The organism is Algoriphagus winogradskyi (genome assembly GCF_900182815.1).
In the GTDB taxonomy this organism is placed as follows: domain Bacteria; phylum Bacteroidota; class Bacteroidia; order Cytophagales; family Cyclobacteriaceae; genus Algoriphagus; species Algoriphagus winogradskyi.
This window is the reverse complement of the sequence record NZ_FXUA01000009.1, coordinates 111571-125944: the sequence shown is the minus strand read 5'-3', so window position 1 is coordinate 125944 and position 14374 is coordinate 111571. Positions and strand designations below refer to the sequence as shown.

The following is a 14374-nucleotide window of genomic DNA, read 5'->3' as shown; positions in this document are numbered from 1 at the left end:
CATAATAACTACAAAATGAAATTCTTTTGAACCGTAGATTCCTTCAACTTAGTTTGAAGAAATCTACGTCAGTTACTATAAGCTGAAGCGATATAGAATATAATAAACAGTAAAGATGAGGTAATTTCGATATCCTGTTATCCTCGCTGGCTGATGGAAAATGACTTTCTACCCGAAATGCAAAGAAATTCAAGTAGCGCTCTTCAATGCTAATTCTATATAATTCCCGCTACATCCTAGCGATAGTCATTCCTCCATCCACGCAAATCACTTGTCCTGTGGAGTAGGGAAGATCTCCTCTCACCAAAGCAGCAACCACTTTTCCAATATCTTCTGGAACACCCATTCTTGGCTCTAAAGTCATTCCATTTTTGACTCCCTCATGATACTTTTCCCGCACCTTCTCTATCATATCTGTCTCTATCACTCCGGGGCGAATCTCATAAACCGGGATTCCGAATTCAGCCATTTTCACTGCCATGACTTGGGAAAGCATAGCCAATGAAGCTTTGGACATGCAATAAGATGCACGGATCTTGGATGCTACTGTAGCAGAAATAGAGGTCACGTTGATGATTGATATTTCGGAATCAGGAGTGGCAGTCTTAAGTTCTGACATCCACTTTGCGATAGCTTGGGTTAGGAAAAAGGTCCCTCTTTGATTGATGTTCATTAAATGGTCAAAATCGTCTTCCGTAATATCGAACACATCGGATCTCGTTCTCGGGGCAACTCCCGCATTATTTACAAGCACGTCGATTTTCCCAAACTTAGCGATCATCCCTGAAACAATAGCCTCACGATCCTCTGCGGAAGCAATGTTTCCTTGTAGGTATTCTACCCGTACACCAAATCCTTTCAATTCCTCCAAGGCTTCTCGTACACTAGCCTCCTCACGCACTCCATTGATAGCCAGGTTAAAGCCTTCCTCAGCGAGTTTTTTAGCAATTCCCAAACCAATCCCTCTGGATCCCCCAGTTACTAATGCTACTCGGCTCATGATGCTTTGATAGTTTTAAGTGTTTCGTGTATTTCCATTTTCTTGTAAAAAGGATCCAGTGGGAAGCATCCTGAGATCATTCCATTTCTTGGCGCCGTAGTACAATCCGAGAAGGTACGACAGATTTTTGCCCGCTTCATTGGTGTTCCTTGCAGAACATCTGCTGGCAATTCGGGATAACTCAGTACCATTCTTCCTAATCCGATAGAATCTGCTTTTCCTGCTTCTAATACGTTTTGAGCCACATTAGGTAGCCATTCTTGTAAGTAAGAGTAGGCAGATCCGACGGTGTAGAATTTAGGGAATGCTTTTTTTACTTCTGCGACAGCATCGATTTGTCGAGCGACTCCATGCAATGGATCTTCTGGTGGCATGTAGCCGTCTGAAGGGGGGAAAAGCGCTGGGCGCTGTATATGCGGATTGTAATAAGGACTGCCTGCTGTGGTGCAAAGTAATTCTATGTCCAGTTTTTCCAGTTCTTTCAGAAACTCAAATGACTCCGATAGATTCTCGCCTATGCCTGATTCATTTCCTCCGAAAGCATAGTTATAAGGACTTTCGGCAGCTGGAATTCCAGTTCCTTCAGTCCCTTGCTTAAATGGCACCCAGTCGAAAATGCTCATGCGGACTCCAATTTCCAATCCTGGCGCTTCTGCTCTGATTCCGGCGGTTATTTCCCGGATAAAACGGGTTCTGTTTTCTAAAGACTTTCCATATTTTCCTTCACGATCATAAGCACTCAGGAATTCATGTCCTAAATAGCCATGACAATGTTTGATGTCCACGAACTTGTATCCGGTCTTTTGTGCGCGAACTGCTGCAATCACATAAGCATCGATCAGCTCGGATATTTCTCCATCCGTCATAAGCGGGTAATCATCCGCCAAACCAAATTTCTTATTCAACACTGGATGCGAATATAGAATCTTCGGCTCCATCTGAGTTTTGCTATTCGGTTTGCAAAACCTGCCTGAATGTGTGAGTTGCAGGCCTGTAAGCAAATCATCGGTGCTTCCAAATGCTGCCTTGTGCTCACTTTCCACCATTTGATATAACTCATCAAAGTCTCCGAGATTTTGCTCATTGATCATGAGTTGATTCGGATTGGCACGTCCAGAAGGCTGCACTGCTACAGCTTCGCAGCCCCAGAGTAATTTGGCTCCGCTGATAGCAAAGTTCTTCCAGCGTCTTTTGGTAAGTTCGGTAGGTTTACCGTCCGTAGTCCCATCCCAACCTTCCATTGGAAGAATGCAGAACGCATTTCCAATCGTATTGCCGGCTCGCGTGGTATGGGCTTTCGCAAAAGGAGAGTTGTCTCCGGTTTTTAACTCTTCATCAAAACCTAGGTTGATACCTTCTTTATTCAGATGGTCACGAAGGTTTTCTGCTGTTTTCAGCTGGGCAACTCGTGGGTATTGTGGTTTGTATTTTCCAGTGCTCATTGGCTTACGCAGTTAAAGTAGCTGTAGTAGTTTTCTCCTTTTTGCATGCGCTGAATAAGCAAAGCCAACTCCCGGGCATGGTAATCTCCCCACATACATGACTCCCCGTAAGGAGCTTTAGTTGGGTCTGGTCTATAGTCCCAGCCATTCGGTTGATGATAAATGGAGTGTAAGATCAAGCCTTGGTGAGTTGGATCAGTTGATAGATAGGGCTCTGCGAAAAGATTACCCGCTATCTGAATTCCAGCGTTGATGTACTTTTCTGATCGCTCAGGATCGGAGCTTTTCAGCCAATTCCCAATTCTGATCAATCCCTGAGCGGTGATACAAGCTGCAGAAGAATCTATAGGTTCGTGCGCATTGAAAGGATCAGATTTCTCGTTTAGGTAATCTCCCATTTTATGCAAATTGGGAGCTCCGGTATCCCAGTAAGGAATTCCATCTGTAGGAGTATTTGCCAGGTAAAATTCAGCTGTGGCATTTGCGGCCTCAGTTAGTTCTTTGATCAAGTCATTTTTAGAAATGATCTCAGCATAATCACTTTCATCAATTTGATCTAAAATTTCCAACGTTTCCCCAATTCCACAAATAGCCCAAGCCAAGCCACGAGTCCAGGTACTGAAGCCTGTGTAGCCTTGCTGAGAATTTGGACAACGGTAATTTCCATCGTTGGTGTTGAAGATGATTTCATGCGCCGTTCTACCAGAAACATCATAGGTGTCTCTGCCATTCCCGTAGTAAATCGAATATCGAATTGTGCTCAAAATATGCTGAATAGCTCGCTGGATCAGTGAAATTCGTTTGTCATTTTCACCTTGTAGCACATGCCCCAAACCGTGTGAGACGACCAAAGCTCTGCATGAGCGAATGGTGTCCACAAATAAAGAGTGTGGCCCATTGAATGAATAAATATAGCCTCCGTCAACCGTAGGTGTCCAGCGCATGGCCTGCACAGCTCCACTAATTTTCAGGGCTAATTCGTAGAAGTTTTTCTCCCAATCAGCGCCTTCAATTTTACCTTCTTTTATCAGTCTAAGCAGATTTCCATAGGTACTCACATTGTTGAAACCATGATCATGCACACCAGTATGCGTGAGGTGCGGAGCCATTTTGTTCAAGGTATTATCTCTGCCGATTTTCAAAAATTGCTCGTCGCCAGTTGCATCAAACTGGAGAATTGCCGAGCCGTACTGGAACCCTTGAGTCCATTCCGTCCAGCCTCTTGTGACATATTTTCCTTTTTCTGTGAAAACAGGCGCTCCATTCGCCGTATCAAAGGATGTTTCTATCAAATTTATTTTTTCTCCAGAAAGCTCCCAAAATCGTTTGAGTTGAACTTCAAGATCATTTATGGAAAAGTTAGGATTGAGTTGCATGTTGTTTCTTTTGTGATTGAGAATGAGTGATCATAATGATGGTAGTCAGAATAAATAAGATTCCGTACATCAAGTAATCAATAGGTTGTCCGGCTATTTTTCCTGGTACAATTTCCAGAAGCGAACCGATAAAAGTTGCTAAAGCAAGTGTGGAAAGTACTATTAGAGATTTGGGAGGCTTAGAGAAAATCACTGCTCCCAATACTACTGGTGCGATCATAGACGTGCCGGTGAAGCTCACACGCGCAAGTAAAACGAGCTCATCGCTCATATAAGTAGAGAACACTAATACGATCAGAGAGAAGACCATAATAGAGATCTTGGTGATCCGCATATTGGTTTTGTCAGATCCAGTAAGTAAAGATCTAAGTTCGGTGCCCAGAGCAAAAATCTGCGCGTTGGTTGTAGAAAGACAGGCAGCAAATAAACCAACCACTGCTAAAGCAGCCACCGGGACAGCTTGATCAAATAACAATGCATTTGTCAGGAAATCTGCAGTACTCGCTTCAGGGTACTTGATCGCTCCATATAGTCCAATAAATGCTGTAGGTAAAATTACCAGCATCGCGAAAATTCCTACGGCATAAGCCATTCTGTGGACTGACTTCAGGTTTTTCATCACTACCAAACGCGTGGTGAACTGAGGTTGTGAAACTGGAATCAAAACAATCGCAATGGCTGAAGCGATCAGGAATGGCGAAGTGAATAAACCTTTCGGTCCAGGAAGTGTAAGCAAATCTGGGTTTGTAGCGGATACTTTTTCAAGTCCGGCTTCCAGTCCGCCGCTCATGCTGAGGCAAGTCACTCCGATAATCCAAATCACTGTAAGCATGATCACTCCCTGAATTGCATCGCTATATACGATGGCTTTTAGGCCGCCGATTTCTGAGTAGATCAACATGATGAACACCAACAATACCGACCAAGCCCAATAAGGAAACATGTCAGGGAAAGCGGCATCAAGAAAGATGGAAATTCCACGGATTTGAATTGCTACATAAGGAATCAAAAAGAGAAAGGCACTGGCGAAGACTAAATAGCCAGCAAAGGAGTTGCCATAGCAGGATTTCATCAATCCCGCGACTCCTTTATACCCATTGATTGTAGCTCTTTTGCGCAGCGCATAACCAAACCAAATCAGGAAAAACACCATCAAAGCATCTGATAAAGCCAAGAAAATCCATGCTCCTACGCCATGTGTTCGGAAGAAATCCGGCATTCCCATAAAGGTAAATGCGGAGAATAGTGCCGCCGAGAACGTCAGGAATCCGAGAATGGTGCCAATGTTTGATCCTGCGAAGATGAAGTCATCCGAGGTCCTTTCTTTATTGTACGATCTGTAAGAGGCGTATCCCAGCATGGCTAGGAACAGCGTAAAGAAGAATATTAACCAGCCGATCATTGCTTCTTTGGGTCTTCAAATGGAAAGAATTTCGACCCCAGAAATGTAGCAAACACCACGAGGGCGGTTACAAGAAATCCACTCCAAAACACGAAGGGTATGCCTGCTAGAGTGGGCTGAAGTTTGTTTTCTTTAAATAAAAGGAGGAATGCACAAACCGTCAGTACAATGACAGCGAGCACCAAGATTTTCCATTGTTTGGATTGCATGGGAATAGGTTAAGGTTATTTTGGATAATTTGGGTTTTGCCTAAAAATCATTTTAAGATCGGCTTAAAATAGCAATTATCTTTTTTAATACTAACCTGTGCTGATGCTTGGATGCTGATTTTCTTACGAAATGGATTGCATGTGGAGCGGAGGGATTTGTAAGTAGTTAGTCGTAAACTTTGTAAGTAGTAGAACAAAATTTACTACTGACTACTTACTGTTTACAAAATTCACCCAGCCTTCTCCACACTTACTCGCACCGACTTACTAATCGGAGTATTGCTCTTATCCGCGTATTCATGAATGGGAATTAGCGGATTTGTTTCTGGAAAATAGGCTGCCAAATTACCTTTTGGGATCTGGTAGGGGATGACTAAAAATTGGAAAACTTTACGCTCTTGTCCGTCATAATTACTTAGGATATTGACCACGTCCATTTTCTTGAGGTTCTCCCGAAGCATATCGGATTCATTCATGAAAAGAACCCTGCGCTCATTATGAATACCTCTGTACCGGTCGTTCAAGCCATAAATAGTCGTATTGAATTGATCATGTGAGCGTATGCTCATCAACAGGTATTCGTTTTCTTTAAGATTGTGAGTTGGAAGAGTGGTGTTGCTGAACTGTGCTCTTTGATTTGGGAGTTTGCTGAAATCAAGCTCTCGTACATTGTTTGGCAAGTAGTATCCAGACCCTTCAGACTTTGAATTCATGTCTTTGAAGCCGGAAATCACCTCGCCAAGTTTCTCACGGAGTAATTCATAATCCGAACCAAGCAACTTCCATTTTACAGGATGATTTCCTTTGAAATAGGTGGAGGCAATTCCTGCTACTATTTCGGGTTCACTTTTGAGGTCATCAGAGATTGGATCGAGGAAGCCCTTAGATTGGTGGACTATTCCCATGCTATTTTCCACTGTAAAATGCCGTTGCTTCCCGTCTTTGAGATCCTTGTCAGATCTTCCAAGGGTGGGTAAAATCAAAGCTGTTTTCCCGGTGATCAAATGACTCCGATTCAGTTTGGTGCTGATCTGCACCGTGAGGTCACAGTTCTGAAGTGCTTTGGCTGTGTACTCTGTGTCAGACGCAGCAGACACGAAATTGCCTCCTAGTGCGACGAAAACTTTAGCCTTCCCCTCATGCATGGCAGGAATGGCCTTGACCACATCGACTCCAGCATGCTCAGGAGCTTCAAATCCAAATGTGTTTTTGATCGCAGCATTCAGTTCCTCTGAAACGTAGTGCATGATACCCACACTTCGGTCACCTTGCACATTGCTATGCCCGCGAACGGGACATGTTCCTGCGCCAGGTTTACCGATACTTCCTTTAAGGAGTAATAGATTGACGCATTCTTTGATGTTCTCCACTCCATTTTTATGCTGAGTCAAACCCATCGCCCAGCAGATTATGATTTTGCTTTTCTTGGCTAAAAGAGCAACTGCTTCGTCTATCAATTTCTCGTCAACGCCACAGAGTTCTAGTAATTCCTGTTCTGAATGCCTGTCCAGATGTGCTAAAAGAGATTCGTAGCCTTCGGTGTACTTCTCAATAAACTCATGATCAAATACCTTCCCGTCAACCTTGTCTAAAGCAACCAGTTTTTTCTCAATCAGTTTTAAAAGCGCGACATCCTGATTGATTTTCACTTGAAGATAACTATCAGTCAATCCATGGCCATTCAAAAGCATTCCGCTGATTTCCTGCGGATTTCTGAATCGTATGAGTCCGGCCTCCTGAAGTGGATTAATGCTAATGATTTTTCCGCCGTTTCTCTTACATTTTTCCAATGCAGAAAGCATTCTTGGATGATTCGTTCCTGGATTTTGACCCATGACTATTACCACTTCGGCTTTATCAAAGTCTTCGAGTTTCACAGAGCCTTTTCCGATTCCGAGCGTTTCAGAAAGTCCGACTCCGCTGGACTCGTGGCACATATTGGAGCAATCAGGCATGTTGTTCGTGCCAAAAGCTCTGACGAATAGTCCGTATAAAAATGCTGCTTCGTTACTCGATCTTCCAGAAGTGTAGAAGATGGCTTCGTCAGGACTGGCGAGCGCATGAAGATGCTCTGAGATCACTCTAAAAGCTTCTTCCCAGGTACATTCCTCGTAGTGATTTGAGTTTGGCTTTAATATCATCGGAGCCACCAAGCGACCACTTTTGCCGATTTTGTAGTCAGACCAGCGCGAAATCTCCTGTACGGAATAGTTTGAGAAAAATGCGTTATCCACCACTTTGGAAGTAGCTTCTTCAGCCAGAGCCTTAGCTCCATTTTCACAGTATTCTGCCACTTTGGATGGATGCTCAGGATCAGGCCATGCGCAACCAGGACAGTCAAACCCATCCTTCTGGTTCATATGAGAAAGAGTCTGGAAGGATTTTATCACTCCCATTTCCTTGAACGTATGCTGAAGGGCTACTTTTACTCCAGTAAATCCGGCAGCGTAAACAGCTGGTTTCTTCAAGTCAATTCCAGTAAATTCTTTGGAGCTTTGGGTTTGGATATTCTTGCGTATCGAAGGAGACATGGGCTAGTATTTCTAAGAGTCACTAAGTTAAAGTAAAAGAAATATGAACGCCAAAAGGTTTAGATTGGCCTTGGTTTTCTATCAGGTTAATAGTCAGGTGTATTTTTAGGCTTTATTATATAGGTTAAGATTTTATAAATAAAAAAAGCGGATTGAGTGCTAACCCAATCCGCTTTGTAAGTGTGGAAAAAGCTTCAGTTAGATAACTGTCACAAATTTCTCTTTTGGAGTACGTACCTTTTTCATGTTGACTAACCAGTCGCCTTCTTCATTTCTATAGCCAAGTGGTAGCACCACTACACTTCGGAGTCCTTTGGATTTTAGATCCAAAATCTCATCCAGTGCCGCTGGGTCAAAGCCTTCCATAGGAGTGGAGTCAACTTCCTGCTCAGCTGCAGCGATTAGTGCCGTGCCAAGCGCTATGTAAGCTTGCTTAGCTGCGTGAGTGAAGTTTTCTTCTGCAGTTTTTGCAGTATAGCTTGTCAAAAGCATGTTGCGGTAATCATCCGTGACAGAGTCTGGAAGATTTCTCTGCTCATTGTTGTATTTGAATACGCCGTTGATACGCTCAGGAGTGTAATTGTCCCAGGCAGCAAATACAAGAACGTGTGATGCGTCTGTGATTTGACTTTGGTTCCAAGCAATAGGTTTGATTTTTTCCTTTACTTCCTGATCAGTGATCACCAAAATCTCGTAAGGCTGCAATCCTGAGGAAGAAGCTGAAAGTCTAATAGCATCTAGGATGTAATCTACTTTTTCTTGTGGAACAGGCGTTCCGTTCATTGATTTGGTGGCATATCGCCAATTCAGATTTTCTAAAACTTGCATAATATGTTGGTTCAGTTTTCAAACTTTTGATGGTAGAATCAAAAGATATGACTACTAAACACTGACAGGTTCTTTAAGTTCCGTGTTTAGAAGATAAATGTATGTACATGTAAAATATTTTTTGGTGATTATTGATTTTCAGGTTCTTAGGTTTATTGCTTCGGCTTGAAACTTATGTCCAATTGCTGGACTTTAGGGTCTTTCTCGGGAGTTAGGGTGAAGAAAATCGAAATATTTCCATTTTCTCCTTCCATCGTGAAACTACCTCTAAGTTGGTTTTGAGGAATCAGGTCGTTGATATTTGTGATTTTTCCAGCTTGTGCTAAAATAGCTTTGTATTGAGTATAGCGACTTTCTTTTGATTGATCCAAAAAGAAATTTTCAGCTAAAATCGACTCTTCTATTTCTTGGCTGCCTGTCTGAATTAAAAGCACGATTTGACCCTTTCGCTTTTCTAAAATATTTGAAACTGGTAACTGCCTCGGGGTCATTACACCTTTCTCATAAAGCAATTTCTCAATCTCTGCAAGTGGCCAGGGGGTTGTATATGTCAAGTTGCAAAATGCCATGATCCCGATTCCGAACTCAGGAAAAAACCTAAAGTTACTTCCAAAACCAGGCAAAGCGCCTCCGTGAGACACCCACTTGGTACCGTTGCAGTTTTGATAAATACCCAATCCAAAACCATAGCCGCTCATGATAGCGCAGTCTCCGTTGGAGTTAAGCCGCGGGAATTGTGGTGTATGCATTTCACGTAGCGAACTTCGTTTGATCGGACCTTCTTCTGGGCCATTTTTGGGTGGCCAAGCAGATAGATGAAAACTTACGTACTTGCTGAAATCCTCAATCGATGTAATCAATCCGCCCATCGCTCCGAAAGCTCCGTCATGAAGCATTGGCTCCAGTTTCCATTGTTCATCTTCCCAACGATATCCAACTGCTAATTTTTCATCAGGAACTTCATCAATTTCCCAGTAAGTATGCGTCATTCCCAACGGTAGCAAAATATTGTCGGTGATGTATTCCTGATAGGGTTGCCCGGAAACTTTCGAAACGATGTGACCTAAGATCGCGTAGCCGGTATTGCTGTATTCGTATTGATAAGAGGGCGAATTGGACAATGAAATGCCGTGGTTAATCAGATCTAAAAGCATTTGGTCTGGCTCATCTAACTGGCGGTCTCCCCATGGATTGTCTTCTGGGAAACCAGCAGTCATGGTCAACAGATTTTCGATATCAATTAACGCTGCATCCTGGGTCAAGTACTTGAGATTAGCTAATTCAGGAACATATTTTTCCGCAGGATCAGATAAAGACAGTTTGCCTTCATCCCGAAGTTTTAGGATGGCCATCGCAGTAAAGCTTTTGGTCATTGAAGCAATCCTGAAAGCTGAATTGGTGGATGCTGAGGTGTTTTTCTCCACATCTAGTAAACCTGTAGAAGATGCTATGACCAGCTTGTCGTCCACCACAATGCCATAAGAAATTCCTGGAATATGGTTTTCCTTGGCGTATTTTGTCATGAGCGCTTCTAGTTCTGGTAGGATTTCCTTGATCTTTTCAGCTCTATGATCTTTTTTGAAAACTGGCTTTTGATAGTCTTTAGAGAATGAACGGGGTGCTACTTCAGGTTTTTTCTCCTGTGCATTTGCGGAAATTGAAAGGCATGCAAATGCTAAAAGAGTAATCAAATGGATTGGCTTCATAGTAGATTCTTTGGATGAGAAAGATTAAGATAATCACTTCATCCTAGAATCATGAGTAAAGGGGTTCGCAGCGCCTAAATTCTACTTCTTAATGAAAAGTTTTTTTCCAAAATGAATAATCGCCCACACAACGAACCCTACCACCAAACCTACTAGGAATTCGGTGATGATAGACGGGATAGAGGGTAAAATGTGGTGCATGAAATCAAGGTTATGAACGAAGATTCCACCAGATACCAAAAGCAATGCGATGGTTCCAACTATCCCCATTCCCTTAATGATTTTTGGCAAAGCGTTGACGAGGATTAGTCCTACTTTATCAGAAAAGCTGTCATTACGATCATTAATGGCAATCAGTTTATAGCCAAATTCATCCATTCGAACAATCAATGCCACGATTCCATATACTCCGACTGTTGCGAGCATAGAGATTGCGGATACCACTAGGATTTGCTCTAGTAGTGGTTCGCCTATTACAGTGCCAAGCGTAATAATTATGATCTCTATTGATAAAATAAAATCTGTGACGATAGCTGACTTTACCTTTTCTTTTTCTTTAGCTAAAATCTGCTCTTTAGTAAGGTTTTCGTCAAGACTTACATCCTTGTGTGGCTTATGAGGCACGATGTATTCGTAGATTTTCTCAGCGCCTTCGTATGCCAGATAAAGACCCCCGAGTAGTAAAATATAGTTAATGACTGCTGGTACAAAAGCAGAGAGTAAAAAAGCAAAAGGCAGAATAATAGCCTTGTTAAGAAGTGAACCTTTGGTGATCGCCCAAAGCACAGGGATTTCACGATCCGACACGAAACCAGAAGCTTTCTCTGCATTTACAGCAAGATCATCGCCCAAAATTGCGGCGGTTTTCTTCGCTGCCACTTTACTCATTACTGCTACATCATCCATCAGAGTAGCGATATCATCAAGCAATGCAAATATTCCAGAAGCCATTTTGTTATTAAAATTTAAGAAGGTAGATGCCGAAAAAAGGACAATTGAAAGTGAAGATACTTTGCTCCAGCGAGGTGCACAAATCAAGATTTCCTAAATGAGCGATTTGCTGGACTGCGCTAGAATCTGTTTAACTTGAAAATTAATACACGTTTTATTCCAAAACTCAGATTATGATGCGATTTGCCTTTGTTTTCCTACTATTTATTCTTCCAAAAGTTTCTGTCTTTTCACAGTCGAATTATGAAATCCCTGCAGATACGCAGCGAATAGTGTTTTTGGGAAATAGCATCACGTATGCAGGACAGTACATAAGTTATGTGGAGACGTATTTTCGTTTAAAATATCCAGATCGGGATTTAGATTGGATCAATGTGGGGCTGCCATCTGAGACGGTTTCTGGACTATCTGAGGAAAATCATGCGAATGGCGCTTTTCCAAGACCAGATCTGCATGAGCGATTGGATCGGGTATTCGAGCAGATGAAGCCCGACTTGGTTTTTGTGAATTATGGCATGAACGATGGGATTTATTTGCCTTTAGACGAAGAGAGGTACCAAAAGTATAAGGATGGGATCAATTGGCTGGATACAAAGATTGGGGAAATTGGTGCTGAGGCGATTTTCGTGACTCCGCCAGTATATGATCCGAAAAAGGATGCGGCTTATGCCAATGTGTTAGACAATTATTCGGAATGGCTAATCTCTAAAAGATATACTGAGGATTGGAAGGTAATTGATATTCATTGGCCAATGCGAAAGTATTTAGAAGATCAGCGTGAATTGGATAGTGCCTTCTATCTCGCAAAAGATGGCGTGCATCCAGGAGAAATCGGTCACTGGCTGATGGCAAAGGAGATTCTAATTAGTATTGGTGAGTCTGAAGTAAAAAACTATGTAGACATCCACGATGCTATCGCCTCACATGCCATGGGAGAGGAAATTCTATCCCTTGTTTCAAAAAGACAAGCTTTACTTCGGGATGCTTGGCTTACGGCCACTGGGCATCTTAGACCGGGTATAAATGCTGGGATTCCTTTAGAAGAAGCCCAGGCTAAAGGGAGAGAAATTGATGCGGAAATCAAAAAAATGTTAAAGTAGGTGTTAGCCCGATTTTCATTGAAAATCAAGGTGGTAAAGTTTTTCCTTCAATTTAATATGGAAGGCCTGCAGGTTTTTTCTGCGAGGAAAAGCGAGAGTTTCAGGTCCTAGAAAAAAAATCAAATTAGCTTTGTGCGAAAATTGTGAGGCTCCATAAAGGAGTGTTTCCTATTATCCTATTATCGAATGCCCTATTTAATCAGAAAAGCCAATTTTGCTGACCTGAATCCTTTGGTGGAAATGGCGAGAATTTCATTTGTCGAAGCTTTCACAGAAGGAAATAAAATTGAAAATGTCAACGCCTACTTAGAAGAGGCATTTACCGAAGAACAATTCTCGGAAGAAATGGAGAATCCAGCTTCTGTGTTTTTTCTTCTGGAAGTAGACGGGGAGTTGGCAGGCTACGCCAAGGTTAATTTTGTTCCCGCTCAGACAGATCTTCAGGATAATTCTAGTCTGGAAGTTGCTAGATTGTATCTTCTTCAACGTTATATCGGTCAAGGATTAGGGAAGGTGCTGCTGAATCACACCATTAATTTTGCGAAGCTGAATAAGAAAAAGTACCTGTGGCTAGGCGTCTGGGAAAAGAATGTTCGAGCGATCAAATTTTACGAAAAAAATGGCCTGAGTATTTTTAGCTCACATCCATTCCCATTTGGTGATGAGATTCAAACAGATTTTTTGATGCGAATTCATTTCTGAATGTATTTTCTATACTTACTATGATTATCCGCAAAGATGCCAGTCACCTTAGATTCTTTGCTTATCTGGCCGGATGACCACCGACTCCCGCACTGGCAGGACAAGCTGAAGAGGCCTCAATACCTAAGTTTAACCTATACTTTTTTGCTTTTGAATACTGGCACAAAAGCGAATAATCATAAAAATTAAAAAAGGCGACCAGAGGCCGCCTTTCGGATTTATAAATAGGGATCAATCAAAGAAAATTATTCTCCGATTTCACCTCGTTCAGCCATTTTTTGCATTTTCTTATTTGCATAGATCGCAACTTCTACTCGTCTGTTTTGCTGACGACCTGCTTCCGTTTCATTGGTAGCAGTAGGTTGCATCTCGCCATAGGCTGAGATTTCCATTCTTCCTTTGGAAATACCATTTTCCGTCAGGTAGTCCTCCACGGAATATGCCCTTCTACGGGATAAATCCATGTTATAGTCATCAGCTCCGGTATTATCCGTATGCCCTTCTACGAGGATATTGGTTTCCTCATACTTTTTCAGCGTTTCTGCCAGTTCGCTTAAGTTTTGCTTAGACACCTCGCTCAATTCAGATTTATCTACTCCAAACATTAGCCCAGAGTCAAAGGTGATCTTGATCCCTTCACCTACGCGCTCTACAGTAGCTCCTTCCAAATCTCGCTGAAGTTCATCTGCTGCTTTATCCATTTCATTTCCGATGATAGCACCGGCAGATCCGCCTATAGCTGAACCTATCAGTACACCTACGGCAGTGTTGTCTTTGCCTGCTATCACGCCTCCTAGTACACCACCAGCAGCGCCACCTATAGCGCCACCTTTGACAGCATTACTTGATTTACAACTTACAGCACCTAGTGTGGTAGAGGTGATTAGTGCTGCCATTAAAAATTTGTTGGTCGTCTTCATATCATTGTTTGTTTGATGCTATACTTCATTCCAATTCATGTACCATATCGTTTAGGAGCTAATTAGAGTCATTTAAGGATTATCATCATGGGAAAATGTTCCCGATTTTGTGGTAACAAGGGATGCAATTGATCTTGCTTTCCCCGAAAAATGCTAGTTTGTAGTTGAGTTATTATCTGAAAAAAAATGATCAACTAGTGATGTTCT

11 protein-coding genes are annotated in these 14374 nt (G+C 42.3%); 2 read left to right on the top strand and 9 right to left on the bottom strand.

Annotated features, from left to right (window positions below):
- Positions 1–229 precede the first annotated feature (229 nt).
- The 8 genes from QOL76_RS19125 to QOL76_RS19090 form a co-directional block, all read right to left on the bottom strand.
- On the bottom strand, positions 230–1000 hold the full coding sequence (locus QOL76_RS19125; RefSeq protein ID WP_283414567.1) for a 3-ketoacyl-ACP reductase: 771 nt from the start codon (positions 998–1000) through the stop codon (positions 230–232).
- Positions 997–2442: an oxidoreductase gene (locus QOL76_RS19120; RefSeq protein ID WP_283414566.1), complete on the bottom strand. Its 1446-nt coding sequence runs from the start codon at positions 2440–2442 to the stop codon at positions 997–999. Before QOL76_RS19120 ends, QOL76_RS19125 begins: the two co-directional genes overlap by 4 nt.
- Positions 2439–3818 (bottom strand): glycosyl hydrolase, encoded by a 1380-nt coding sequence (locus tag QOL76_RS19115; protein ID WP_283414565.1) that lies wholly within the window; start codon positions 3816–3818, stop codon positions 2439–2441. The genes QOL76_RS19120 and QOL76_RS19115 overlap by 4 nt, the downstream gene beginning before the upstream one ends.
- Complete coding sequence (locus QOL76_RS19110; protein WP_283414564.1) at positions 3802–5178, bottom strand: sodium:solute symporter family protein; 1377 nt, start codon at positions 5176–5178, stop codon at positions 3802–3804. The genes QOL76_RS19115 and QOL76_RS19110 overlap by 17 nt, the downstream gene beginning before the upstream one ends.
- 481 nt (positions 5179–5659) lie before the next feature.
- Positions 5660–7960 carry an FdhF/YdeP family oxidoreductase gene (locus QOL76_RS19105; RefSeq protein WP_283414563.1) on the bottom strand — a complete coding sequence of 767 codons (2301 nt, stop codon included), beginning with the start codon at positions 7958–7960 and terminating at the stop codon, positions 5660–5662.
- A gap of 198 nt (positions 7961–8158) precedes the next feature.
- Positions 8159–8788, bottom strand: coding sequence for an NAD(P)H-dependent oxidoreductase (locus QOL76_RS19100; RefSeq protein WP_283414562.1), 630 nt, complete (start codon positions 8786–8788; stop codon positions 8159–8161).
- 152 nt (positions 8789–8940) lie between these two features.
- Positions 8941–10494, bottom strand: coding sequence for a serine hydrolase domain-containing protein (locus QOL76_RS19095; protein ID WP_283414561.1), 1554 nt, complete (start codon positions 10492–10494; stop codon positions 8941–8943).
- Positions 10495–10575: 81 nt separating this feature from the next.
- Positions 10576–11445 (bottom strand): DUF808 family protein, encoded by an 870-nt coding sequence (locus QOL76_RS19090; protein ID WP_283414560.1) that lies wholly within the window; start codon positions 11443–11445, stop codon positions 10576–10578.
- A gap of 173 nt (positions 11446–11618) precedes the next feature.
- Between QOL76_RS19090 and QOL76_RS19085 the strand changes: the two genes are divergently transcribed.
- Positions 11619–12545: an SGNH/GDSL hydrolase family protein gene (locus tag QOL76_RS19085; protein ID WP_283414559.1), complete on the top strand. Its 927-nt coding sequence runs from the start codon at positions 11619–11621 to the stop codon at positions 12543–12545.
- A gap of 186 nt (positions 12546–12731) precedes the next feature.
- Entirely contained in the window at positions 12732–13247 is a 516-nt protein-coding gene (locus QOL76_RS19080) for a GNAT family N-acetyltransferase (RefSeq protein WP_283414558.1), read from the top strand.
- Positions 13248–13492: 245 nt separating this feature from the next.
- Here the strand turns inward: QOL76_RS19080 and QOL76_RS19075 are convergent, their stop codons facing one another.
- Positions 13493–14167, bottom strand: coding sequence for a YiaD family glycine zipper/OmpA-like lipoprotein (locus QOL76_RS19075; protein WP_465251390.1), 675 nt, complete (start codon positions 14165–14167; stop codon positions 13493–13495).
- Positions 14168–14374: the final 207 nt, after the last annotated feature.